Raw genomic sequence first — 20,805 nt, forward strand, 5'->3', positions numbered from 1 at the left:
TTGCAGCGGCCCTGCCTTGTTTTGACCCTTGTGAGGCGTCGCTCGGCGGCGCGCTATCTGATGGAGGAACTTCGTTGAACATACTGGTGAAAATTTTCGGCCTGGCAATTGGCCTCGGCGCCGGCGCGCTCGCAAACAAGACGCTGGAGGGCCTCTGGGAGAAGAAGACCGGCAAGCCTGCCCCCAAGGACAGCACGGACCTCAATGACTCACTCCCCGGTGTGCTGGTCTTCGCGGTTGTCTCGGCTGCCGTCGCAGCAGTAGTTCACGTTCTCACCCAGCGGGGCACCAAGAGCGCCCTGGCCCGCATGAAGAAGACGGCTGACGAGGTTTAACAGATGGCTATAGCTAAATTCCCGAGTGTCGTCATCGATTGTCCCGATGCTGCCGTACTGGCCGCCTTCTACGGCGAGCTTTTTGGGTGGGAAATCGAGGACAAGGGCGACTGGTTCGACATCCGACCCAGCGACGGCAGCAACTGCATCTCCTTCCAGCAAGTGGAGGTGTACCAAGCGCCAAAATGGCCCGGACAGACCATCCCGCAGCAAATGCACCTCGACATGGTGGTGGAGGACCTGGACAAGGGCGAGGAAGTTGCACTTTCCTTGGGAGCGACCAAGGCCGACCATCAGCCTGGAGAGACGTTCAGGGTGTTCCTTGATCCGGCGGGGCACCCGTTCTGCCTCTGCCTGAGCTAAGGTCTCCCGGGGTTTAGGTCTCCGGTGTCTTAGCCCTGCCGCGCGGCCCACTCGTCAACGCGGCGATTGCTCTCATCCTCGGACAAGTCCTCGACGCGCGTCATGATGGACCAGCGAACGCCGAACGGATCACGGATGCTGGCGTAGCGGTCACCTGAGACGAAGGTGGACAGCGGCTCACGTATGGTGGCTCCTGCTTGCTCTGTTTTCCTGACGAGTCCGTCTGCGTCCTGGCAATAGAGGCCGAGGGAATAGCAGTCGTCTTCCCCGCTCGGCGCCGGGACCAAGTGGAATTCCGGGTTGGGCTCGCCCAGTTGGAGGTGGCCGTTGCCGAAATCGAGTTCGGCGTGGACCACGATCCCTCCCATTTCGGTTTCGCCTACAACCCGGGCTCCAAACACGTCACGGTAGAACGCGATGGCTTCCTTGGCGTTGGGCACCGCAAGGAACGGCGTGAGGCTGGTCAGACCGTTCGGGATGCCATGGGTGGTGTATTCGCCATGGGCTGCCGTGGTGGACTCTGTGCTTGTAGTATCTGTCATGGTTATGACGCTACGGGCCTTCTGCCAGCTAGCGCTTGGAGATTTGCGACAGCTTTGATGCGCTTGGGAAAGGTCCAATGGAGGATTCGTTCAAGGGCATCCTCTATCCGGCAAGACTGCCCACCTTCCATCGCTTCCCGGTCCCGGCTTCCGTAGCTGACCTGGTGCAATGGTTCTGGATTCCGGAGTGGAACATCGAGCCCGGCCGGTCATCCCGGCAGCACGTCATCGCCTACCCCACGTCCAATCTGGTGGTGCAAGGCGACGTCGTCGAATTCTCCGGGCCCACTACCCGGGCGGCTTACCGCGACCTGACTGGCCAAGGTTGGGCTGTTGGCGCACTTCTCCGCCCGGCAGCGGTGCCGCTGTTCACCGACAATCCGGGAGCTCTCCGCGATCAGGAAATCGTTCTGGCGCTGGCGGACCTCCACGGGGCCGTGTCGGCAGCCATGACCCCGCCTTCCGGTGACACGCACGACGGCGGCGCTCGCCGCGGGGGGGGCCGTGGAAGCCTTTGTTGCGTGGCTGGTTTCCTTGGATTTTGTTGCTTCAGAGGAGGCCATGCTCGCGAACCGCATGATGGAGGTGATTGCTTCCGAGCCGGACGTGCTCCTGCTTGAGGACGTGGCTGCTTCCCTGGCGGTCTCACCCAGAACACTGCAAAGAATCGCCGGAAAGTACGTCGGGCTGAGCCCTTCAGCCCTGATCCGGCGTCGAAGATTGCAGGATGCCGCCGAGCGTACCCGGTCCGACCCAACGGCGGACCTTGCCGCGATCGCCGCCGAACTTGGCTACGCCGACCATGCGCACCTGACGAACGACTTCCGGAAGTACCTGGGGTTCACGCCGAGTTCCTACCGGAAATCGGTTGAGGAGAAGCGGGGCTAGCCTCGACGAGAAGCTGGTCCGCTCAGTTCGCTGGTGTGTTCAGACTGAAATATTCGCACTGCCATTGCTGGGTCCTTATGGCCTGCCGGTTGGTCACTTCCGACCATGGCGGATAAACCCGGAAGCCGCGCTTTCCACCGACGCCTTTCACCGAGACGATCCCGTGCTGGATCAGCGCCGACGTGGGAAAGGCGAAATGGCCCATGTTGCCTCCTTCCCGTACTGTCACCACCAATCGCCCGATGCCGTCTTCTACGGGGAAGGGTTCTGTGGATCCGTCTTGGGCGCGGCGCCACACCGCAACGAAGAGGCCCACTTTCGTTGGGGTGAGCTTGCCAACGCGGAACCGGATCCGTTCCGGCCCGAGGCTGGCGACGGCGGCGCCATACTCCTGATTGTCGGCCTCCGGCACTGGCAAGGAGTCCCACGAGACGGACTGACCCAGAGCCTTCAACGCTTCGGACACGTCGGGGTGGACATCATGATCAGGCACGCTCCCATCTTAGGACGCGGCCCTAGCCCTACCGCTGTCGCAGACCCTCTTCATCCAGCGTCAGGGCCGCAGAAATCACCCGCCCGCACTGCTCGCCATAGGGGTAGTCGCCCGTAGGCGTGAAGGTCAGTGTGCGGAGCGGCAACGCAATTCCAGCGGGGGAAGTGCCGGTCACGGTCGCCTGGAGGGGGCTTTCACTGAGGGCGGGCAGCTCAAGAAAACCCTGAAGAGTCCCGTCGGGCGACGACGTCGCTGAGCACACGCCATCCGGAGTGCAGCCTTGGTCCACGGCTGTCGCCCCTGGGTTCAGCATGAGGTCTTTTTCCGTGCAGATTCCGTCCTGGCAGGCCTTCAACCGTAACGATGCAACGTCGTCCGCATAGTCGGCGGCGACGGACAGGGAAACACCGGCTACGTGCCCGATCGCCGGGCAGGCCACAGGTTCGGCGAAGCAACCGGGAAGCAGTGCTGCGGTTCCGGCAAGGGTCAAAGCCAATCCGATTCTGCCCATGCTTCAGAGTAGGACGGGGCGCAGCAACTGTCTCCAGCGTCTGCCAAAGAGGCAGCTGCATCGTTACTCGTCGCCCAGTCCCGTGGCCGAACTGATACCGCAGCGGACGAACGCTATGCCGGAAGCCGCAGACCGCCGTCGTGCATTTCCGCCAAACCGTCCACCAACAGGCCCGCAAGTGCCCGCTCCAGCTGCTCGGGCGCCGAGTTGAGCCGGTGCAGTGCGGCGAGTGGGATTCCGACGCCGGACGGCGCGAACCCCAGGTCTGCCGGCGCTTGCTCGAACATCTCCCGGGGTACGGGCGTGACAGCTTCACGGAGGACGGCCATCACGGCGCCGCGTACTTGGCGGTCCGTGCCGCGCCAGGACTGACCCTTCGGGACGTACGACGGCGGCGGCTCACCGGCCGCGAGCCAGGCGCAACTGGAGCGAACAGGACAGTCAGCGCACTTGGGGCTGCGGGCGGTGCAGACCATGGCGCCGAGTTCCATGACGGACGCGTTCCACCGCACGGATAACTCCCGGTCATCGGGCAGGAGGGCGTCAGCCAGCCGCATCTCCCCGGCGGTCAAGGCAGGAGCGGGGAGCGCACTTCCGGAGATAAGCCGCGCGTGGACGCGCCGGATGTTGGTGTCCACTACGGTTTCGCGGCGGCCGAAAGCAAAGGAGGCGACGGCGGCGGCGGTGTAACTGCCGACGCCCGGCAGCCCCAGCAGTTCGGTATACGTGTCAGGAACGTTGCCGCCATGCTGCTCGCGGATGGCGACGGCCGCCGCGTGCAGTCGCAAGGCGCGGCGTGGATATCCGAGGCGGCCCCAATGACGGACGCCAGCGCCAGATGGCTCGTCGGCAAGGTGGGCGGGTGTGGGCCAGCGTTCCATCCAGTCCAGCCACACGGGAAGCACCCGCACAACGGGTGTCTGTTGGAGCATCACTTCGCTGACCAGGATGCCCCATGGGCTGCAATCGGGCTCGCGCCACGGAAGGTCGCGGGCGGTCTCGGCGAACCACTGATCAAGGGCTTGGTGGAGGCCTGCCAGCTGGCCTGAATCGGGAAGTGTCATGCTGCCATCCACTGTAGTGGAATCCCGGGGCCGCCACCCTTGGCCGTGCTCATGGCCGACGTCACACAGGCCGGGATTGGACCCCTGCGGCGTGGAGGTTAGGTGCCCACGCGACCGCGAGCCTAGCCTAGAACCATGGCCAACAAGGGTAAGCAGCAGTCGACCGCGCGCACATCAGCGCCGGCGAAGGGTGCTGCCCGTGGCTCATCCCGCGCCGGTACGCCGGGCAAAAGTGCCCCGGCGAATAGGCGCCGACCGAGCCCTGCCGTGTATCGCCGTCGTCGGCAGGTGGTTTTTGGCGCCCTGCTGCTGGTTATCGCACTGATCGTTGGCGGAGTCGTGGCGCTCACGGGTGCGCTCGCCGGGAACCCTGAACCGCAGGCAGTCAGCACGCCGGACGTATTAACGGCGCCGACGCAGGGGACTGTGCCGACAGGATCAGCGGCGCCTTCGCCTTCGGCCTCGCCAACGCCTGTCTGCGATTTCAACCTGATGACCGTTGCCGCCAAGACCGACAAGCCCGCTTACGGCCCGGAGGAAAAGCCGCTGCTGACCATGACCATCACCAACGGCGGCACCGCCCCGTGCGAGGTCAACGTGGGCACCTCCCAAATGGAGTACCTGCTGATGAGCGGATCGGACCGGATCTTCTCGTCAAAGGACTGTCAGACGGGCGGCGAAGACCTTATCAAGACCATCCAACCCGGCAAGAGCGAGACCGCAAACTTCCCGTGGCAACGCAACCGCACGCTTGAAGGCTGTGCCGCGATCACCGCCAAGCCGGGCGCTGGAGGGGCCTACTACACGTTTGAAGCGCGCCTTGGGAACAAATCCAGTGCCAAAGTTGCCTTCCAGCTGAACTAAGCCTTGTCGGGTCTCCGGCCGGTGCCGCGGATGTTAGCAACTACGCGGCGACCTTGCAGAAGCAGACGTTTGATCTGGTAGAAAAGCTCCGGCGACATTGCAACCAGTCCCTGCTTCACGGTTCTCTCCGCTGTGGTTTTCAGGCGGTTGATGACTGGCGGGGTGCCCTGGCTCTCAATGATCTGGACGTGGGTGGCGAATTCCCATTTGTAGGTCTCGGCGCCCTGCAGGAAATCGAAACTCTTGTGGCCAACATCAAAGCTGTGCTTCATCACGCGCAAAAGCATCTCTTTGCCGATTCCGTGCTTTGCGAAGGCCGGGCTGTAGGCGGGAATGAGTGCTAAGTATTCGTCCTCCCAGATAAAGCCGGCATGAAATGCGACGTATTCATCAGCCACTTTCAGCGTGGACAGGATCAGGCGGCGGTCCTCAAAGAGCCGCCGGAGCATGGCCACGGACGCGGCACTTTCCAGTGTCTCGTGTCCGCCCCTGTACTGCTGAATCTTCCATTCGATGCAGGTATTGAAAGCTGCGGCATCCGTATTATCAAAAACGAACTCAGGCTCACCAAACTGCTCGGTCAGCTTCCTGAGCCGCTGCCGTTGGGTTCTCAGTAAGCTTTTGCTCCGTTTGCGGATGAGGGCCAAGTACGCGTCCCACGTTTCGAATTTTCCCCACATGACCAGCGGAGCCGGGTCCAAGGGGGTCGCGGGAACCACTGAGGTGGGATCCTCATCCGGCAGTTCGATAACAGAGGTCACCATTTTGGGAAGGTAGCGCAGTGTTCCGGACGGTGGAACGGTGTCTTCGCCGCCGGGGGACGGGCTTCACGTAGTCGTAGAAGGGCCCGCTGTGGACCGCCCTTTTCCCATTGATCTCGGCAAGCCGGACGTGCGCTTTGCTTCCCTGGACCCCGTACGTTTTTAACTCAACGGTTTTCGCCCGATAAAAATCATGCGCAAGTGCAGTGAGGAAGGCGTCGGAAGCGTAGAAGTCCATACTGGTTTACCCCTGAAACCGCCCCGGAGGGCGTGATCTTTAAGCCCGACAAAACGCTGCGGGCAGAACTGATTTCTGGGGAAGGAACAAAAGCATCGGCTGAGTCCGACCCGACCTATTCTAGGACGGTTTAGAGGAAGCGGTCCAGGAGGCTCGCCTCGGCCATGCGGCTCAAGCCCTCGCGGACTGTGCGGGCGCGTTGATCGCCGATGCCGTCCACGGTCATGAGGTCGTCGATCGTTGCTGCCATGAGGTTTTGGAGCCCGCCGAAGTAGTCCACCAAACGGTCTGCTACGGCCTTCGGCACGGACTTCAAGCCGGACAGTAGCCTGTAGCCCCGCGGCTGCACAACGGCGTCCAGCTGCTCCACACCACCGGCGAAGCCGATGATGTGGGCAATCCGGCTGAGGTCGATCAGTTCGGTGGGGCCCAGATTGAGGAGGGCCTGGACGGCTTCCTCAATTTCCTCGGGCGTAGCGTTGGGATCGGAGTAGTCCCGGATGATGACATCGCTGCCCGGGCCGCGACCCACGGTGAGTTCTTCAACCTGGAGGGACAGCAGGCGGCCGTCTTCACCCAGTTCCAGGACGTACTGGGCGATTTCCTCGGAGATGCGGCGGACCATTTCCTGGCGCTGCAGCGTGACCGCGACGTCCCGAACGGTAACCAGTGCCTCGATTTCCAGGGCAGAAAGAGAGCTGGTGACCTGGTCCAAGCGGGCGCTGTACCGCTCCAGGGTTGCGAGGGCCTGGTTGGCGCGGGCGAGGACCTTTTCGGAGCCCTCCAGGACGTGGCGCAGGCCGTTCACGTAGAGCGCGATGATTTGCATGGACTGGCTGACGGAAATGACGGGAACGCCGGTCTGGATCGCGACGCGCTCGGCGGTGCGGTGCCTGGTGCCGGATTCCTGGGTTTCAATGCTTGAATCGGGGACCAGCTGGACGGCTGCCCGGACAATGTTGCTGGCGTCCTTGTCGCAAATGATGGCACCATCCATCTTGGCCAACTCACGGAGGCGTGTTGGGGAGAAGTCGATGCCGATGTCGAATCCGCCCGAACAGATGGAATCGATGGTGCGATCGTAGCCCAGCACAATCAAGGCGCCTGTGCGTCCACGGAGGATGCGTTCCAGGCCATCACGCAATGGAGTTCCGGGTGCGACTCTGGCCAAGGTCGCCTTGAGCGACTCTTCCGGACTCCGGGCCATAGGGTTTCCCTTCGAAGGTGCAAGCCACGGCTCACAGACAAGCTGAATCGGGCGTCAGTGCGCTCTCCGAAAAATGCCCACATGACGACAAGCACAATGATAGGGCTTCCGGGCACCGTTAACCGCACCAGCAAGCCCCAAAGTGGGTCATTTCGTTATGTTCGGCGCTGCCTGGAAAGTGGTTCTGAGTGACAGCTGTCGCGGACCGGTTTGATCACCGAATCTTTCTCGTCGGCTGTGGATAGGCGATTGGGAGCGGCAGTGTTCGCACTATATGATTGAAGAGCAGGGGGTCGTGATTCAATTGCCGAACCATTGGGGAGCACATGTTTGAGACACCTGCGGCCAATCTATCCAACACCGCACTTTTGGAATACGCCGAGCGCGTTGGCCGCCACCACGGCATCTACGACGACAAAGGCCGAGCTGATTTGCATCGTTTTGTCGAAGCTCTGGGCGGTCAGATTGGTTATGCGACAAATTCGGAGTCGCTTCACGTGCGTTCGATTGGGGATTTCACGGTTTATTTGCCCCACTCGACCTCGGCCCGCCGAGACAGATTTACACTCGCGCACGAACTCGGCCACTACTTCTTGCACTACCTCTACCCGCACGTAGAGGGTGAGCGGGGGTTCGAACGCGGAAGCAGAAACCGCGCTGAGACAGAGGCGAACGTATTTGCATCCGCTCTGCTAATGCCAAGGGATGAATTCGTTGCGGCCCACCGGCGTTTCGACGGGGACGTGTGGAAACTAGCCGTTAATTTTGACGTCTCACCAGACGCCGCGACGGTTCGTGCCAAAGTCTTGGGTCTGTAGGGGTGACGGCGGGCCCGCAGGGTCGTTCCCTGCTTTTTCTTTCATGCGATCTGACAGGCTCAACACAATTTAAGCAGCAGTCCACCCAGTCTGCCCCGTGGCAAAAGACCTTCCTCCAGTTCTATCGGGAGTTTCCGCAGGAGGTCGCAAGCGCCCAGGTCCGAACTTCCTCGCAAGACCTCGTCTTCAAGCTCTGGAAGGCTGTGGGCGACGAACTGATCTTCACGTGTGAAGTAGCTCATGAGCGGGACGTGTATCGCGCCGTTCGCACCTGGATAGATGCTATGCAGGGCTATCAACGCGACAGCTTGGACGACACATCGCTAGGAACAAAAGGTGGAGCCTTTATTGCCACCTTTCCCGGGCCCGATAGCGAATCTAGCATCCCCCGTGACCCTACAGCGGAAACGTCCGGCCAAGATGTTGTAGAGCTCAATCGTGAGGCGCTTCGGACTCGCGATGATGTTTCCGAGGCGTCGGCTGACAAGTACTTGTTCGATTACTTTGGCCCGAGCATTGATACGGGCTTCAGAGTTCTTAGCAAGTGCTCCGACCGCTACTTCACATTGTCGGTGGAAGTCGCATTCGCAATGGCGTGCATAAGTCTTACTCCCAACCGAGACAGAGGGGACTTCGGGCTGGACGATGTGGATTTGCTAGGTGGTGTTGAGCTTAAGGGAGTTTGGGGCGGCCAGTCTTACCCGCTATTCGCGATCGACCTAAACCACGGTTCACCCATAACCGATGCTTTCAAGAAGTTCAGTATTGGTGGCAGTACTGTGCAAGATATTAACGCACTTTGTGAGGCCTGCTACGGCAGCGAAGGATGGCCGTTCAAGCTTTTCCTGCCGAATTCTGCCAATACACATTTCACCAGTGAGCCGGTCGACCCATTGGCTACGTATATTCCGTCCGAGCCCCGGCAGGGATCTGAAGAGTTCGCGGATGAGCTCGGTGATGATTCTCTGAATGAGAGCCCACCGCTGGGGTGATGGCGTGTTTGTGGCCTTCGCAGCTCTTGTGATAGCCAGACGCCCTCCGTGGTGGAAGATCGCCTAGTAATCCACCTGCCGCTTGAGCTTGTTCCCCAGCCACAGCATCGCCAGGCTCACCACGAGGAAGCCGACGGAAATGGCTACGGCAAACACCACCACGCCGCCCCAGCCACCAGCACGGGCGGGATCGATGAACCAATACGGGTACCAGTTGACGAATGCCCCGCGGATGAGGCTATAGACCAAGTAGCCGATGGGATAGAGCAGCCAGTACCAGATGTGCTTGGGACGGAGAGTGGCCCTGGGCGGTTGGAACAACCAGTCCGCCACCATCACCACGGGGATCAGGTAGTGGACCACGAAGTTGACCCAGGGGAGCAGGGAGCCGAGGTCCTCACCGGCCAGTAGTGCACCAAACACCAGCCCCACAACGGCCATGGCGATGGTGGCCGTGCCTCGGGTGACATCATCCATTTCACTGGGCCGCTTTCGTATCAGAACGCGATAGCCACTGATCAGCAGCACAAGGGCAGCGAAAATGTTGGACAGGTTGGTGAAGTAGCTGAAGAAGTTCCAGAGGTCATAGCCCATGCCCAGATGAACTGTCAGCTGAGTTCCCACTGCCACCAAGGTCAGAAGGCCAAAGAAAAAGCGTCCCCCGATAAGCACATTCCGTTTGGTCATGTCTCTCATCCTCGCCGAAACCGCAGCTCAGAAGGCTCCCGACACCCCGGCAGGATTACGTGATCAGCAGTTCAAGTGCCTCAGCCAAGTGGCCTACTTCGCGCACGGAGAAACCGTCCGGGATAACGCCGGCACCTGCCGGGCTTGCCGGAACAATAGCGTGCGTGAACCCGAGACGGTGAGCTTCCTGGATGCGCTGGTTAATCCCTGGCACGGGACGTACTTCGCCGGCCAGGCCCACCTCACCGAATGCAATGAGCCGTTGGGGGAGTGCTTTGCGGGACTTGGCCGACGCTACGGCCAGGGCAACAGCCAAGTCTGTGGCCGGTTCCGTGAGCTTCACGCCGCCCACGGTTGCCACATAGGAGTCGTCCTTGTGAAGCATGCAGCCGGCACGTTGCTGAAGTACTGCGAGCAACATGGCAACCCTGGAGCTTTCCAGCCCGCTGGTGGCACGGCGGGGCTGGGAATTGGCGCTCTCAGCCAGAAGGGACTGAACCTCCGCCAGCAGCGGCCTGCGACCCTCCATGGTCACCGTGATGCAGGTTCCGGAGACCGGCTCACGGGTCCGCGAAACGAACAGTCCGCTGGGATCGGCCAACCCCTCGATGCCGGCCTCATTGAGATCAAAGCATCCGACGTCGTCCGTGGCCCCGTAGCGGTTCTTTACAGCCCGGAGCAGCCGCAGACGTGAGTGGCGCTCGCCTTCGAACTGGCACACGACGTCCACCAGGTGTTCCAGCAAGCGCGGCCCTGCGATGGTGCCTTCCTTGGTCACGTGGCCCACCAGCAGCGTTGTCATGTTGCGTCGCTTTGCCGCAGAAATGATCGACGCCGCGACCTCGCGCACCTGGGAGACGCCGCCGGCGCTGCCCTCCACGTCCGCACTGCTCAGGGTTTGTACGGAGTCCACAATCAGCAGCTTGGGCTCAAGCTTCTCCACTTGGCCCAGCGCCTGCCCCAAGTCGGTTTCCGCGGAGAGATAAAGAGTATGGGCTACGGCGTCGATTCGCTCAGCGCGCAGCTTGACCTGCGCCGCGGATTCCTCACCCGTGATGTAGAGGACGTCCTGCCCCGTCCGGGCGAACTTCGCCGCGACGTCCAACAGCAGCGTGGACTTTCCGACGCCGGGTTCCCCCGCCAGCAGGATGACGGCACCGGGAACGAGCCCTCCGCCCAGGACGCGGTCGAGTTCGTCAACGCCAGTGGGCAGGAACGCCGCTGTGGTCCCATCCACCTCAGCGATACGGCGGGCAGGCTCCAAAACGGTAGCGGCCGCCGTCGTACGCGCTACCGTGGCGCCGTACTCCTCCACCGTTCCCCAGGCCTGGCACTCACCGCAGCGGCCCACCCACTTGATGGCGGTCCAGCCGCATTCGGCGCACTTGTAGGCGGGTGTTTTGGATGCTCGGGAGGTCTTGGAAGCCATGGGTTCAAGCGTAGTGGCGGGCACCGACAGGATTAGCCGCCGAGGCGGCACTTAATGACCGTGCTAGGCCGTGGCATCGTCATCAAATGCCATCTCGGCTAAGGCTACAACGCCGGGAGCACCGCCCGGGCCTCGTCCGGTTCCATCCCGCTCGCTTCCAGCAGGTCCACCATGAGCGGGCGGAAAAGCATGACTACGGTTTCGCCCTCGAGCCTCTGGACGTCCAGCATCTTGGGATGCAGGCGGGCTGCGATATCTGAAAGATCATTCCGGGCACGGCGGAGATGCACACGGCGGGTACCCTCACTTTGCTCGGACAAGCCGATGTTCATCTCATCAATCGCGGCCGCAGTTTCCTGAAGGACATCGGAGATGCTGTCGATCGCTTCATCGGACAACGCTGCATGGTTGATTGCGCTGGTGAGGCGCCGCGCAAACACCCGGCTGTTACGGAGCGCGAGGTCAATGTACTCCAGCGAATGCTCCAAGCCGGCGAGTTCGTCGCGATGCCTGCGGTGGGCCGGAGCCAGGGTGGCAACTTCACCGGAAGCGCGCAAAGTCTGCCGCATCCGGTCCACCAATGGCTGGCAGTTCCGGCCGCGGATCAGGGCGTGCCACGCAGTAGTGGAGTCGCTCTCGATCATCGCCTTGGCGCACTCACGGAGCACCTCCGCGAGCTCATGAAGAATTTTCTGGACGTCCTTCCGGGGCTCCCGTCGCGGATCTTTGGGCACCAGGATGGTCACCAGCAACGCGAACACTCCACCGATCACAGCGTCGAGGCTTCGCGTAAACGGCCCGCCGGCCGGCGCCGGCAGCAGGACCACCAGCAACGACTGCAGTCCCAGCTGGGTGGTGAAGATCGTGCCGCTGTCCAGGAACCTGGCCAGCAGGATGGAGAAAAGAAGCACGACGGCGGCCTGCCAGATCCCGGCGCCCAGCCAGTGAAGCAACAGGTCACCAACCACGATGCCCAGCGTGCAGCCAAGGCCTACCTCGATCACGCGACGCAGCCGCGGATCGCGGGAGAATCCAAGGGCAATCAACGACGAGGTCGCCGCGAACAGGGGTCCTTGGTGGCCCAGTACGTACTCGGCGAAAGCGTAGGCACCGACGGCGCACACCGTCATCTGAATGGCCGGAGTCAGGGAATTGCGGCTGCGGACCAGGCCCGTCCGGACTCTGGCGCGCAGGAACCTCTTGCTTGCAGAAAATCCTTTCGCGGCAGCCATGCCTTCCAGTCTATTTGCCCAACCCCCCTCAACTAGCGCAAGCCGGGTGCTGCTCAAGGTGGCACGCGCCACATAACCCAATGGTCCGCCGTCGTTCACCTTCCGTTCACCTTTCACCGCAGATCCCGTTACCTGCACTCCTTACCTTCAGTAAAGGAACAAAAAGGTCCACAGCTCGCGCACGCCGAAATCTCCGTTCGGCCCGCATCGAAGAATCCCTGGAAGGGGCACATCCAAGTGAAGGCAACTCACTTCGGCCGCAACGCGGCAATCGCGGTCATCGCAGCCGGCGCTCTCGCGCTCACTGCTTGCGGTTCAGACAACGCAACGGGCACCACTGGCGGCACCCAGTCGGCAGCCTCCGGCCCCAAGGTCACCGGCACCCTGACCGGCATTGGCGCTTCCTCCACCGGCGCAGCCATGGACGCCTGGAAGGCCGGCTTCTCCGCCGCGAACTCCGGCGCAACTGTTCAGTACTCCCCGGATGGTTCCGGCGCAGGCCGCAAGGCCATCATCGACGGCTCGGCACAGTTCGCCGGCTCCGACGCCTACCTGAAGGACGAAGAGCTCGAGAGCTCCAAGGCCAAGTGCGGCCCCGAAGGCGCCATCAACATCCCGGTGTACATCTCCCCGATCGCTGTTGCCTTCAACGTTCCCGGCGTCACGGACCTGAAGCTGGACGCCACCACCGTGGCCAAGATCTTCCGCGGCCAAATCGCCAACTGGAACGATCCCGCAATCGCCGCCCTCAACGAAGGCGTCACCCTGCCGGACCTCAAGGTCACCCCCGTGAACCGCTCCGATGACTCCGGCACCACCACCAACTTCACCGACTACCTCGCAGCTGCTGCACCCGAGGTTTGGACGGACAAGGCTGCCGGCATCTGGCCCGCAAGCCTCGCCGGCGAGAACGCCAAGGGCACCTCCGGCGTCGTCAAGACCGTCACCGACACCCCGGGTGCCGTGACCTACGCTGATGACTCCGCTGTCTCCGGCAAGCTGGGCACCGCCTCCATCAAGGTGGGCGAAGAGTTCGTCAAGATCTCGGCAGAAGCCGCTGCCAAGGCTGTCGAAGCAGGCAAGCCTGTTGAGGGTCGCGCCGCAAACGATGTCGCCATCAAGCTGGACCGTAAGACCACCGCATCGGGCGCCTACCCCGTAGTCCTCGTCTCGTACCACGTTGTCTGCAGCACCTACGAGACCAAGGAAGTTGCTGACCTGGTCAAGGGCTTCGAAAGCTACGTCGTTTCCGACGAGGGACAGAAGACCGCCGCTGACGCCGCGAAGTCCGCACCGCTCTCCAAGACGCTGCAGGACAAGGCCAAGTCCGCTATCGAAACCATCAAGGCCAAGGCCTAAGGTTTCCCGGCGGGTTTGCTGAACCCGGCTGAACACTGAAGTTCCCTGTCCCGCGCGACGTGGCCGCAGAGCCGCTCGCGCGGGGCAGGGAACTTAGCCATGTAAGACCAGTTCACTGAGACTGAAGGATCGTGAAGTGACCACCAACTCCCTGACAACCTCCCAAGGCGCAGGACGCGCCGGGGACAAGGTTTTCTCCGGGGCCGCCATGGCCGCAGGGTGCCTGATTCTCGCGGTCCTCTTCGGAGTCGCGCTATTCCTTGTGGTGCAGGCAATCCCCGCCCTCACTGCCCCGGCTGAGGACATCCAGGGCGGCAACGGCTTCTTCGCCTATATCGCCCCGATCGTGGTGGGCACATTGATTGCCGCCGTGATCGCCCTCGTCATCGCCACTCCCGTGGCCATCGGCGTGGCACTGTTCATCTCGCACTACGCCCCGCGCCGGCTCGCTTCGGGCCTCGGCTACGTGGTGGACCTGCTCGCAGCCATCCCCTCCGTTGTCTACGGCGCCTGGGGTGCAGCTTTCCTGGCCAAGGAAATCTCCCCGGCCTACGACTGGCTGGCCACGTACCTCGGCTGGATCCCGATCTTCGAAGGACCGGCATCCGCCACCGGTAAGACCATCCTGACCGCCGGCATCGTCCTGTCCGTCATGGTCCTTCCCATCATCACCTCCCTGTCCCGCGAAATCTTCCTGCAGACCCCCAAGCTGCACGAGGAAGCAGCGCTCGCACTTGGAGCTACCCGCTGGGAAATGATCAAGATGGCCGTGCTGCCCTTCGGCCGCCCCGGCATCATCAGCGCCATCATGCTGGGCCTCGGCCGAGCACTCGGTGAGACCATGGCCGTTGCCTTGGTGCTCTCGTCCGGTGTCCTGACTGCAAGCCTCATCCAGTCCGGCAACCAGACCATCGCCGCGGAAATCGCCCTTAACTTCCCCGAAGCCAGCGGTATCAAGGTCAATACGTTGATTGCAGCCGGCTTGGTGCTGTTCGTCATCACCCTTGGCGTCAACATGATCGCCCGCTGGATCATCACCCGGCACAAAGAATTCTCGGGAGCCAACTAAATGTCCGCCACAGTAGTCCGCAAGCGCTCAGCGCTCACCAAGGGCCAACTGCCCAAGTTCGCGCCCTACATTGTCCTGGCCGTCGCGCTCATTGTCGGCGCGGCCATCCTGGCGCTCATCGGCTTCAACGCCTTCGGCTGGGGCATCGTCTCCGCCATCCTGTTCGCGGTGGGGCTGGTCTCCTGGAGCGGCGCTGTTGAAGGTGCCCGCAAAGCCAAGGACAAGCTCGCCACGTGCCTGGTGGTCGGTGCCTTCCTGGTTGCATTGCTGCCCCTGATCTCGGTCATCGTCACCGTCCTGGTCAACGGCATCCCCGGGCTCATCACACCCGGCTTCCTGGGCACCTCCATGAACGGTGTTACCGGTGCCTTCGATAACAAGGCAGTGGAGGAAGGGGCACCCGTCCTCGGCGGTATCTACCACGCGCTGCTGGGCACCATCCAGATCACGCTACTTGCCACGGTGATCTCCGTGCCCGTGGGCCTCCTGACTTCCATCTACCTGGTGGAATACGGCAACGACCGTCCGCTGGCCCGTGCCATCACGTTCTTCGTGGATGTCATGACCGGCATCCCGTCGATCGTGGCCGGCCTTTTTGCGGCAGCGTTCTTCTTCGCCATCGTGGGCCCCGGCACCAAGACCGGTGCGGTGGCCGCCGTCGCGCTTTCCGTCCTGATGATCCCTGTTGTGGTCCGCTCCAGCGAGGAAATGCTCAAGATCGTCCCGAACGAGCTCCGCGAGGCCTCGTACGCCTTGGGCGTGCGTAAGTGGCGCACCATCACCAAAGTGGTCATTCCGACGGCGATCTCCGGCATCGCGTCCGGCGTCACCTTGGCGATCGCCCGCGTCATCGGTGAAACCGCGCCGATCCTGGTCACCGCCGGGTTCGCGACCACCATCAACAACAATGTGTTCGGTGGCTGGATGGCCTCGCTGCCCACGTTCATTTACACGCAGATCCTCAACCCGACGTCGCCGTCCAACCCTGGCCCCTCGGACCAGCGTGCCTGGGGCGCCGCGCTGGTGCTGATCATCCTGGTGATGCTCCTGAACCTCGGAGCCCGCCTCATTGCCCGTCTGTTCGCACCCAAAACGGGACGCTAGCCGGGCCGGCCACCGGGTTCCCGGCGGCCCCTTCAAACTTCCACACCCCCCAAGGAACAAAGGAACACCATGTCTAAGCGCATCGACGTCAAAGACCTGAATGTCTACTACGGCAACTTCCTGGCCGTCGAGGACGTCAACATCAACATCCAAGCCAAGTCCGTCACGGCTTTCATCGGCCCGTCCGGCTGCGGCAAGTCCACCTTCCTCCGCACGCTGAACCGCATGCACGAGGTCCTTCCCGGAGCGCGCGTTGAGGGCGAGGTCCTCCTGGACGGCGACAACCTCTACGGACCCGGTGTTGACCCCGTGACCGTCCGCACCCAGGTTGGTATGGTTTTCCAGCGCCCCAACCCGTTCCCCACCATGTCCATCCGCGACAACGTGCTGGCCGGCGTGAAGCTGAACAACAAGAAGATCTCCAAGGGCGCAGCTGACGCCCTGGTGGAGAAGTCCCTGGTGGGAGCCAACCTCTGGAACGAGGTCAAGGACCGCCTGGACAAGCCCGGCTCCGGCCTTTCCGGTGGTCAGCAGCAGCGCCTCTGCATCGCCCGCGCCATCGCCGTCGAGCCCCAGGTGATCCTCATGGACGAGCCCTGCTCGGCCTTGGACCCCATCTCCACTTTGGCCGTTGAGGACCTCATCAACGAGCTCAAGGACCAGTACACCGTGGTGATCGTTACCCACAACATGCAGCAGGCTGCGCGTGTGTCCGACAAGACCGCGTTCTTCAACATCGCAGGCACGGGCAAGCCCGGCAAACTGATCGAGTTCGCTGACACCACCAGCATCTTCAACAACCCTGGTCAGAAAGCAACGGAAGACTACGTCTCCGGCCGCTTCGGATAAGGGGTTCTACAGGTTCCGGCTTCTCTGGGGGGAGTCGGCACAGAACGACGGCGGCCGTCGCCTTGGGGGTACGGCCGCCGTCGTTTTTTCTTACCCAAGTAGGTAACAGCAAACGTCGCTATGACCGCTCATGGCGACGTTTGCTGTTACTCAGTTGGTTTTACAAATCCGCGAGGGGCGAGAACGCCAGCTCCAGAATGAAGGCCGCGGCTGCCGTGATCAACGGTGTAGCCACCCAGAACAACAGGACCCTCCTGACCAGGCGCCTGTTGACGGTGTGGAACCGCTGATTCACGCCCGAACCCAGTACGGAGGCGGTCAACGTGTGGGTGGTGGAAAGCGGCAGGTGAAATCCGATTGCGCCGATGAAGAGCATTACGGACGTCAGAGTCTGCGCCACGAAACCGCGCAGCGGATCCACCCGAATGAGCTTGTGGCCGAGGGTGTGGGAGATTCGCCAGCCGCCGAACATGGTGCCCGCAGTGAGCATGATGGCGGTGACCAGCAGGATCCAGAGAGGCACGTCGCTGCCGCTGGACAGGCCCGCGGCCACCATGGCCAGCACCATGACAGCGGCCGTGCGCTGACCGTCCTGGAGCCCGTGGCCGAATGCCACAGCGGCAGTCGAGATGGCCTGTGCCCGCCGGAACCTCCGGTTCACAACGTTTGGTTGGGTGTAACGCGCAGCCCACGTTACAGGCCACACCAGCAGGTATGCAGCCACGAAGGCGATGACGGGGGAGAGCACCAGGGGCAGGGCCACTTGGGTCAGCAGGACATTGTCCATACCTCCTACCGCGTTGCCGCCCACAAGGACACTCGCGGCCCCGGCACCGATCAGGCCGCCGACCAATGAGTTGGTGGAGGACAAGGGAATTCCTCGCCACCACGCGTACACGCCCCACAAGATGGCCGCGGTGAGCGCGGACGCCAGCATGGTGAGGCCACTGGTGCCCTCCGGCAACGTGATCCACGATTGCGTAAAGGCGAGGATGAAGGTGCCGCTGAGCATGGCACCCACAAAATTGAAGACTGCAGCCAAAAGCACGGCGACTGACGGCGTGAGGGCGCGGGTCCGCGTGGACAGCGCGACGGCGTTGGAGACGTCGCGGAAGCCGTTGAGGAATGCGAACCCGGAGGCCAGAGCAACCACGAGGACCAGGAATGCGATGATCACGTCATGATTCCTTGACGATGATGCTGCCTACCTGGGTGGCGACCTTCCGCATGTCCTTGGTAACTTCCACCAGCTGGTTGGCGATGTCCCGGTGCCGAGCGTACTGCGTGGACTTCATATCCTTGAGCATCTCGGCCACCCAGATCCGGTGCGACCGCTCTGCACGTTTGGCCAGCCGAAGGATCTCGATCCAGTAGTCCTCAAGTTCGTCCAGGTCCTCAAGCTTCCGCATCGCATCCACCGTGAGCTCAGCCTGCCGGCTGATGATCTCCAACTGGTCTGCAGCGCGCTTGGGGAGCCGATCCAGCTTGTAGAGAGCTACAAGATCTCCGGCGGCGTCCAACTTCTCCATGGCCTCATTGAGGTGGCGGGAGAGCGTATACATGTCCTCGCGGGGGAGCGGGTTCACAAAGCTGGTGCGCATGTGAGTCAGCAGCGCGAAATGCAGGTCCAAGGACTTGGACTCGTGCTCGTGCAATTCTTCGGCGAGACGCTGGTGCTCACTGGCGGGCGCCCCGAGTATCTCCGAGAGCGTTCCAGTAGCGGCAACGATGACGCCGGCCATCTGCGCGAGCAGTACGAGCCCGGCAGGTTCCTGGGGAAAAAGGCGCAGCTTCATTTCGCTTCCGGGCTGGGGACGGATGGGCATGGGTGGTTTGACTTGACGCCACCCGTTTCGCTCCCAACTTTACCGGCACTGCTACGACGTCCGTGAAGGGCAGGACGCCGTGACGGGGAGTAGTGCCCATCGCTGAGCCTCCGTAACCGTGCAACACTGGGTAAGCACTTAATTAATCCACTCAATGGGGGAACTATGCGATTCAACAATGTAGTGAAAATCACGGGCCTCGCCGCTGCCGGCCTGCTGGCACTGACCGCCTGTGGCGGAGCAACGGCGGGCTCGACGACGGCTGGTTCCGAATCGTCGTCGTCCTCGTCTGCGTCCAACTCGCCTTCAGCGTCTGCTTCCCCGTTGGCCTCTACTTCGTCCGAAGGCGCCGGCACCTCCTCGGGTTCATACAAGGTAGCGGCCTGGGCGCTGCCCATCTCGGAAGCAGGGGACAAGCTGGGCAGCCTCAAGGGCGACAGTTTCAGCGTGGACATCTACCAGGTGGCTACCGATGTCGCGTCCAAGGACAGTATGTTCGTGGACAAGGAAACCAAGGAAAACCTGCTCAAGAAGGGCGATCCCGTGGTGTACCTGAACTACGTGGTCACCAACACCTCGTCCGCGGACATTCCCCTGAGCCACTCGCTGATTACTCCCAGCGCGAAGTACACGGATTGGAAGTACATGGGCGGAATGCCTTCGGACTCCAGCAGCGACGGGTATAAGAAGCACGGGCTCAGCAGCTCCGGCACCAAGCTCAAGGAAGAGGCCCCGTTCGTGCTGAAGCCCGGCGAGTCCTTCAATATTGCGGAGAACTTTGCCTACACCGCGGGCAAGGAAACTGAGATCGAGGCGACCATGACTCCTGCTGCAGCAGACGGCAAGCTGGACCACGACAAGAAGGAAAAGGCCGAAACCACGGTCACGCTGAAGTAGTTTTCAGCGCGTTTGCCCGGGTCTGCCACAGTGCAAGCCCGGGCAAAGCTGCGTTCGGGCATAAAAATGGTGCCGAACCGGATACGCCTCTCGGCGGTAGGCCGCTCGAAGCGGCTGTAAGTTGAAGCCCGGGGGTTTCGCGGTTCGACACCAGTTTTAGTTTTCACCGTCAGGCGGGCTAAGTCAACATTGACAGTCCGGGCCCGACGTGGGTACGTTTTGCCCTTTTGCCTGGTTAGTCGAGCTCTCCCAAGCGCCACGCGTTGGCAGCGTGCTCGAGGTCTTCGGCAGTCTTCACCAGCTGGTGCGAATTACGTGTGAGCTTGCTGGCGTGGCCCTCGTTGCTGTGTTCCGCGCCGTCGGCAAGCGTCGCTTGGCCGAGCGCCACCACGCGGCAGAACGCGGCGGAGCGTTCCAGCGCGACGTCGAACTCGCCGTCGAAAGCGCCGGACAAAATGGCGTCAGCCATGGTCTTCATTTCGTCGGCTCCCGGCGGCTCTGCTGCGCCGGCCACCACGTTGGAAACCTGTGCGGTGTCACGTCCTGCCCTGAAGTAGACGGAGATCCGTTCGGGGTTCTGGATGGTGGCGGCGCGGAGGGCGTAGAGCCTCCAAAGGGCGCCGGGCAAGGAACGCGCAGGGCTCTCGGCCCACATCTCGGCGATGGCTTCGAGGCCCTGCTCGTCAGCCAGCTTCACCAGGCGGTGGGTGACCTTGGGGTCATCGCTGTCCCGGCCGCGTCTCACCAGCGCCTGTGCGGCCAGATGGGCTGCCTCCGAAACCCGGGCGGGATCAGCCCCGCCCGCGAACGGTTCGAAATCGATGGGCGCGAAGGGCTTGGGTTTGTGATGCCTGTTCGCTCCGCCGTACGCACGTGATCCTGGCTGTTCGCTCATGAGTTCACCGTACTCCTGTGCTCTGGTGGGGTCGAGTAACGGTTGCCGGGGCTGCCGTTCGTGCTCTCGGCGTGCCGTCACCACCTACTTTGCCGCCGCCCCGGGCCCGACACGCCGCAGCCGCCGCGCGCCGCCGTCGAACTTTCTCCCAAAGCAGGTGACGACGGCGCATGCCGCCTTGAGTTCCGCAACGGCCTTGACGTTGGGGTACAGTATTCATGGCTGTTTCTACAGCTGGAGGGGCCTTTAGCTCAGTTGGTAGAGCATCGGACTTTTAATCCGTGGGTCGTGGGTTCGATCCCCACAGGGCCCACCCTCCAAATCCCCCGGAACCACACGGTTCCGGGGGATTTTTTATGTGCCCGTACTTTTGAGCTTGAGG

At 62.3% G+C, this 20,805-nt stretch carries 24 protein-coding genes and 1 tRNA gene; 13 read left to right on the top strand and 12 right to left on the bottom strand.

What is annotated here, in order from left to right; translation table 11 throughout:
• The first annotated feature begins 74 nt into the window (after positions 1–74).
• Together KCX59_RS00865 and KCX59_RS00870 are read left to right on the top strand one after the other, a co-directional pair.
• Positions 75–335: a DUF4235 domain-containing protein gene (locus tag KCX59_RS00865; protein WP_089593223.1), complete on the top strand. Its 261-nt coding sequence runs from the start codon at positions 75–77 to the stop codon at positions 333–335.
• Between the two features lie 3 nt (positions 336–338).
• Entirely contained in the window at positions 339–698 is a 360-nt protein-coding gene (locus tag KCX59_RS00870) for a VOC family protein (RefSeq protein WP_178994044.1), read from the top strand.
• A gap of 29 nt (positions 699–727) precedes the next feature.
• On the opposite strand, the gene KCX59_RS00875 is transcribed toward KCX59_RS00870, so the two are convergent.
• On the bottom strand, positions 728–1,240 hold the full coding sequence (locus KCX59_RS00875; RefSeq protein WP_179017428.1) for a VOC family protein: 513 nt from the start codon (positions 1,238–1,240) through the stop codon (positions 728–730).
• A 77-nt stretch (positions 1,241–1,317) separates the two neighbouring features.
• On the opposite strand from KCX59_RS00875, the gene KCX59_RS00880 reads away from it, so the two are divergent.
• Positions 1,318–1,860: a DUF6597 domain-containing transcriptional factor gene (locus KCX59_RS00880; RefSeq protein ID WP_256871414.1), complete on the top strand. Its 543-nt coding sequence runs from the start codon at positions 1,318–1,320 to the stop codon at positions 1,858–1,860.
• Complete coding sequence (locus KCX59_RS00885) at positions 1,817–2,128, top strand: helix-turn-helix transcriptional regulator (RefSeq protein WP_434122571.1); 312 nt, start codon at positions 1,817–1,819, stop codon at positions 2,126–2,128. The genes KCX59_RS00880 and KCX59_RS00885 overlap by 44 nt, the downstream gene beginning before the upstream one ends.
• A gap of 22 nt (positions 2,129–2,150) precedes the next feature.
• Here the strand turns inward: KCX59_RS00885 and KCX59_RS00890 are convergent, their stop codons facing one another.
• From KCX59_RS00890 to KCX59_RS00900, 3 genes are all read right to left on the bottom strand, one after another.
• Entirely contained in the window at positions 2,151–2,621 is a 471-nt protein-coding gene (locus KCX59_RS00890; protein WP_179017429.1) for a MepB family protein, read from the bottom strand.
• A 28-nt stretch (positions 2,622–2,649) separates the two neighbouring features.
• A complete protein-coding gene (locus tag KCX59_RS00895) occupies positions 2,650–3,132 on the bottom strand; it encodes a hypothetical protein (RefSeq protein ID WP_179017430.1) in 483 nt (160 codons plus the stop codon).
• Positions 3,133–3,245: 113 nt separating this feature from the next.
• Positions 3,246–4,196 (bottom strand): A/G-specific adenine glycosylase, encoded by a 951-nt coding sequence (locus KCX59_RS00900; RefSeq protein ID WP_256871416.1) that lies wholly within the window; start codon positions 4,194–4,196, stop codon positions 3,246–3,248.
• A 135-nt stretch (positions 4,197–4,331) separates the two neighbouring features.
• On the opposite strand from KCX59_RS00900, the gene KCX59_RS00905 reads away from it, so the two are divergent.
• Positions 4,332–5,060, top strand: a complete 729-nt coding sequence (locus tag KCX59_RS00905; protein ID WP_178994033.1) for a hypothetical protein — start codon at positions 4,332–4,334, stop codon at positions 5,058–5,060.
• On the opposite strand, the gene KCX59_RS00910 is transcribed toward KCX59_RS00905, so the two are convergent.
• Positions 5,057–5,707, bottom strand: coding sequence for a GNAT family N-acetyltransferase (locus KCX59_RS00910; RefSeq protein ID WP_179017431.1), 651 nt, complete (start codon positions 5,705–5,707; stop codon positions 5,057–5,059). The genes KCX59_RS00905 and KCX59_RS00910 overlap by 4 nt on opposite strands.
• A gap of 482 nt (positions 5,708–6,189) precedes the next feature.
• Positions 6,190–7,266 carry a DNA integrity scanning diadenylate cyclase DisA gene (gene disA, locus KCX59_RS00915; protein ID WP_017197017.1) on the bottom strand — a complete coding sequence of 359 codons (1,077 nt, stop codon included), beginning with the start codon at positions 7,264–7,266 and terminating at the stop codon, positions 6,190–6,192.
• Positions 7,267–7,592: 326 nt separating this feature from the next.
• Between disA and KCX59_RS00920 the strand changes: the two genes are divergently transcribed.
• Positions 7,593–8,084, top strand: coding sequence for an ImmA/IrrE family metallo-endopeptidase (locus KCX59_RS00920; RefSeq protein ID WP_179017432.1), 492 nt, complete (start codon positions 7,593–7,595; stop codon positions 8,082–8,084).
• A 2-nt stretch (positions 8,085–8,086) separates the two neighbouring features.
• Positions 8,087–9,076, top strand: a complete 990-nt coding sequence (locus KCX59_RS00925; RefSeq protein WP_218649190.1) for a hypothetical protein — start codon at positions 8,087–8,089, stop codon at positions 9,074–9,076.
• A 63-nt stretch (positions 9,077–9,139) separates the two neighbouring features.
• Here KCX59_RS00925 and KCX59_RS00930 read toward each other — a convergent pair whose 3' ends face one another.
• From KCX59_RS00930 to KCX59_RS00940, 3 genes are all read right to left on the bottom strand, one after another.
• Entirely contained in the window at positions 9,140–9,763 is a 624-nt protein-coding gene (locus KCX59_RS00930; protein ID WP_179017434.1) for a Pr6Pr family membrane protein, read from the bottom strand.
• Positions 9,764–9,818: 55 nt separating this feature from the next.
• Complete coding sequence (gene radA / locus KCX59_RS00935) at positions 9,819–11,192, bottom strand: DNA repair protein RadA (RefSeq protein WP_017197019.1); 1,374 nt, start codon at positions 11,190–11,192, stop codon at positions 9,819–9,821.
• A 104-nt stretch (positions 11,193–11,296) separates the two neighbouring features.
• Entirely contained in the window at positions 11,297–12,424 is a 1,128-nt protein-coding gene (locus KCX59_RS00940; protein ID WP_179017435.1) for an FUSC family protein, read from the bottom strand.
• 237 nt (positions 12,425–12,661) lie between these two features.
• Between KCX59_RS00940 and pstS the strand changes: the two genes are divergently transcribed.
• From pstS to pstB, 4 genes are all read left to right on the top strand, one after another.
• Positions 12,662–13,783, top strand: coding sequence for a phosphate ABC transporter substrate-binding protein PstS (gene pstS, locus KCX59_RS00945; protein WP_178994031.1), 1,122 nt, complete (start codon positions 12,662–12,664; stop codon positions 13,781–13,783).
• A 136-nt stretch (positions 13,784–13,919) separates the two neighbouring features.
• Positions 13,920–14,852, top strand: coding sequence for a phosphate ABC transporter permease subunit PstC (gene pstC, locus KCX59_RS00950; RefSeq protein ID WP_017197022.1), 933 nt, complete (start codon positions 13,920–13,922; stop codon positions 14,850–14,852).
• Complete coding sequence (pstA, locus tag KCX59_RS00955) at positions 14,853–15,956, top strand: phosphate ABC transporter permease PstA (RefSeq protein ID WP_178994029.1); 1,104 nt, start codon at positions 14,853–14,855, stop codon at positions 15,954–15,956.
• Between the two features lie 69 nt (positions 15,957–16,025).
• A complete protein-coding gene (pstB, locus tag KCX59_RS00960; protein ID WP_011772968.1) occupies positions 16,026–16,805 on the top strand; it encodes a phosphate ABC transporter ATP-binding protein PstB in 780 nt (259 codons plus the stop codon).
• A gap of 160 nt (positions 16,806–16,965) precedes the next feature.
• Here pstB and KCX59_RS00965 read toward each other — a convergent pair whose 3' ends face one another.
• Positions 16,966–17,982 carry an inorganic phosphate transporter gene (locus tag KCX59_RS00965; protein ID WP_179017436.1) on the bottom strand — a complete coding sequence of 339 codons (1,017 nt, stop codon included), beginning with the start codon at positions 17,980–17,982 and terminating at the stop codon, positions 16,966–16,968.
• Between the two features lies 1 nt (position 17,983).
• Entirely contained in the window at positions 17,984–18,601 is a 618-nt protein-coding gene (locus tag KCX59_RS00970) for a DUF47 domain-containing protein (RefSeq protein ID WP_043469600.1), read from the bottom strand.
• Positions 18,602–18,796: 195 nt separating this feature from the next.
• Here KCX59_RS00970 and KCX59_RS00975 point away from each other — a divergent pair, with 195 nt between their 5' ends.
• Entirely contained in the window at positions 18,797–19,528 is a 732-nt protein-coding gene (locus KCX59_RS00975; RefSeq protein WP_179017437.1) for a hypothetical protein, read from the top strand.
• 235 nt (positions 19,529–19,763) lie between these two features.
• Here KCX59_RS00975 and KCX59_RS00980 read toward each other — a convergent pair whose 3' ends face one another.
• Complete coding sequence (locus KCX59_RS00980; RefSeq protein WP_091464593.1) at positions 19,764–20,423, bottom strand: hypothetical protein; 660 nt, start codon at positions 20,421–20,423, stop codon at positions 19,764–19,766.
• A 240-nt stretch (positions 20,424–20,663) separates the two neighbouring features.
• Between KCX59_RS00980 and KCX59_RS00985 the strand changes: the two genes are divergently transcribed.
• Positions 20,664–20,736 (top strand) — tRNA-Lys (locus KCX59_RS00985).
• Positions 20,737–20,805: the final 69 nt, after the last annotated feature.

It is taken from the genome of Paenarthrobacter nitroguajacolicus, from assembly GCF_051027655.1.
GTDB lineage: Bacteria > Actinomycetota > Actinomycetes > Actinomycetales > Micrococcaceae > Arthrobacter > Arthrobacter nitroguajacolicus.

What these genes read in the sequence shown, in the direction of transcription:
- KCX59_RS00870 (WP_178994044.1), top strand. Translation starts at nt 339, where the DNA reads ATGGCTATAGCTAAATTCCCGAGTGTCGTCATCGATTGTCCCGATGCT.
- KCX59_RS00875 (WP_179017428.1), bottom strand. Translation starts at nt 1,240, where the DNA reads ATGACAGATACTACAAGCACAGAGTCCACCACGGCAGCCCATGGCGAA.
- KCX59_RS00880 (WP_256871414.1), top strand. Translation starts at nt 1,318, where the DNA reads ATGGAGGATTCGTTCAAGGGCATCCTCTATCCGGCAAGACTGCCCACC.
- KCX59_RS00885 (WP_434122571.1), top strand. Translation starts at nt 1,817, where the DNA reads ATGATGGAGGTGATTGCTTCCGAGCCGGACGTGCTCCTGCTTGAGGAC.
- KCX59_RS00895 (WP_179017430.1), bottom strand. Translation starts at nt 3,132, where the DNA reads ATGGGCAGAATCGGATTGGCTTTGACCCTTGCCGGAACCGCAGCACTG.
- KCX59_RS00900 (WP_256871416.1), bottom strand. Translation starts at nt 4,196, where the DNA reads ATGACACTTCCCGATTCAGGCCAGCTGGCAGGCCTCCACCAAGCCCTT.
- KCX59_RS00905 (WP_178994033.1), top strand. Translation starts at nt 4,332, where the DNA reads ATGGCCAACAAGGGTAAGCAGCAGTCGACCGCGCGCACATCAGCGCCG.
- disA (WP_017197017.1), bottom strand. Translation starts at nt 7,266, where the DNA reads ATGGCCCGGAGTCCGGAAGAGTCGCTCAAGGCGACCTTGGCCAGAGTC.
- KCX59_RS00920 (WP_179017432.1), top strand. Translation starts at nt 7,593, where the DNA reads ATGTTTGAGACACCTGCGGCCAATCTATCCAACACCGCACTTTTGGAA.
- KCX59_RS00930 (WP_179017434.1), bottom strand. Translation starts at nt 9,763, where the DNA reads ATGACCAAACGGAATGTGCTTATCGGGGGACGCTTTTTCTTTGGCCTT.
- radA (WP_017197019.1), bottom strand. Translation starts at nt 11,192, where the DNA reads ATGGCTTCCAAGACCTCCCGAGCATCCAAAACACCCGCCTACAAGTGC.
- KCX59_RS00940 (WP_179017435.1), bottom strand. Translation starts at nt 12,424, where the DNA reads ATGGCTGCCGCGAAAGGATTTTCTGCAAGCAAGAGGTTCCTGCGCGCC.
- pstA (WP_178994029.1), top strand. Translation starts at nt 14,853, where the DNA reads ATGTCCGCCACAGTAGTCCGCAAGCGCTCAGCGCTCACCAAGGGCCAA.
- pstB (WP_011772968.1), top strand. Translation starts at nt 16,026, where the DNA reads ATGTCTAAGCGCATCGACGTCAAAGACCTGAATGTCTACTACGGCAAC.
- KCX59_RS00970 (WP_043469600.1), bottom strand. Translation starts at nt 18,601, where the DNA reads ATGAAGCTGCGCCTTTTTCCCCAGGAACCTGCCGGGCTCGTACTGCTC.
- KCX59_RS00975 (WP_179017437.1), top strand. Translation starts at nt 18,797, where the DNA reads ATGCGATTCAACAATGTAGTGAAAATCACGGGCCTCGCCGCTGCCGGC.
- KCX59_RS00980 (WP_091464593.1), bottom strand. Translation starts at nt 20,423, where the DNA reads ATGAGCGAACAGCCAGGATCACGTGCGTACGGCGGAGCGAACAGGCAT.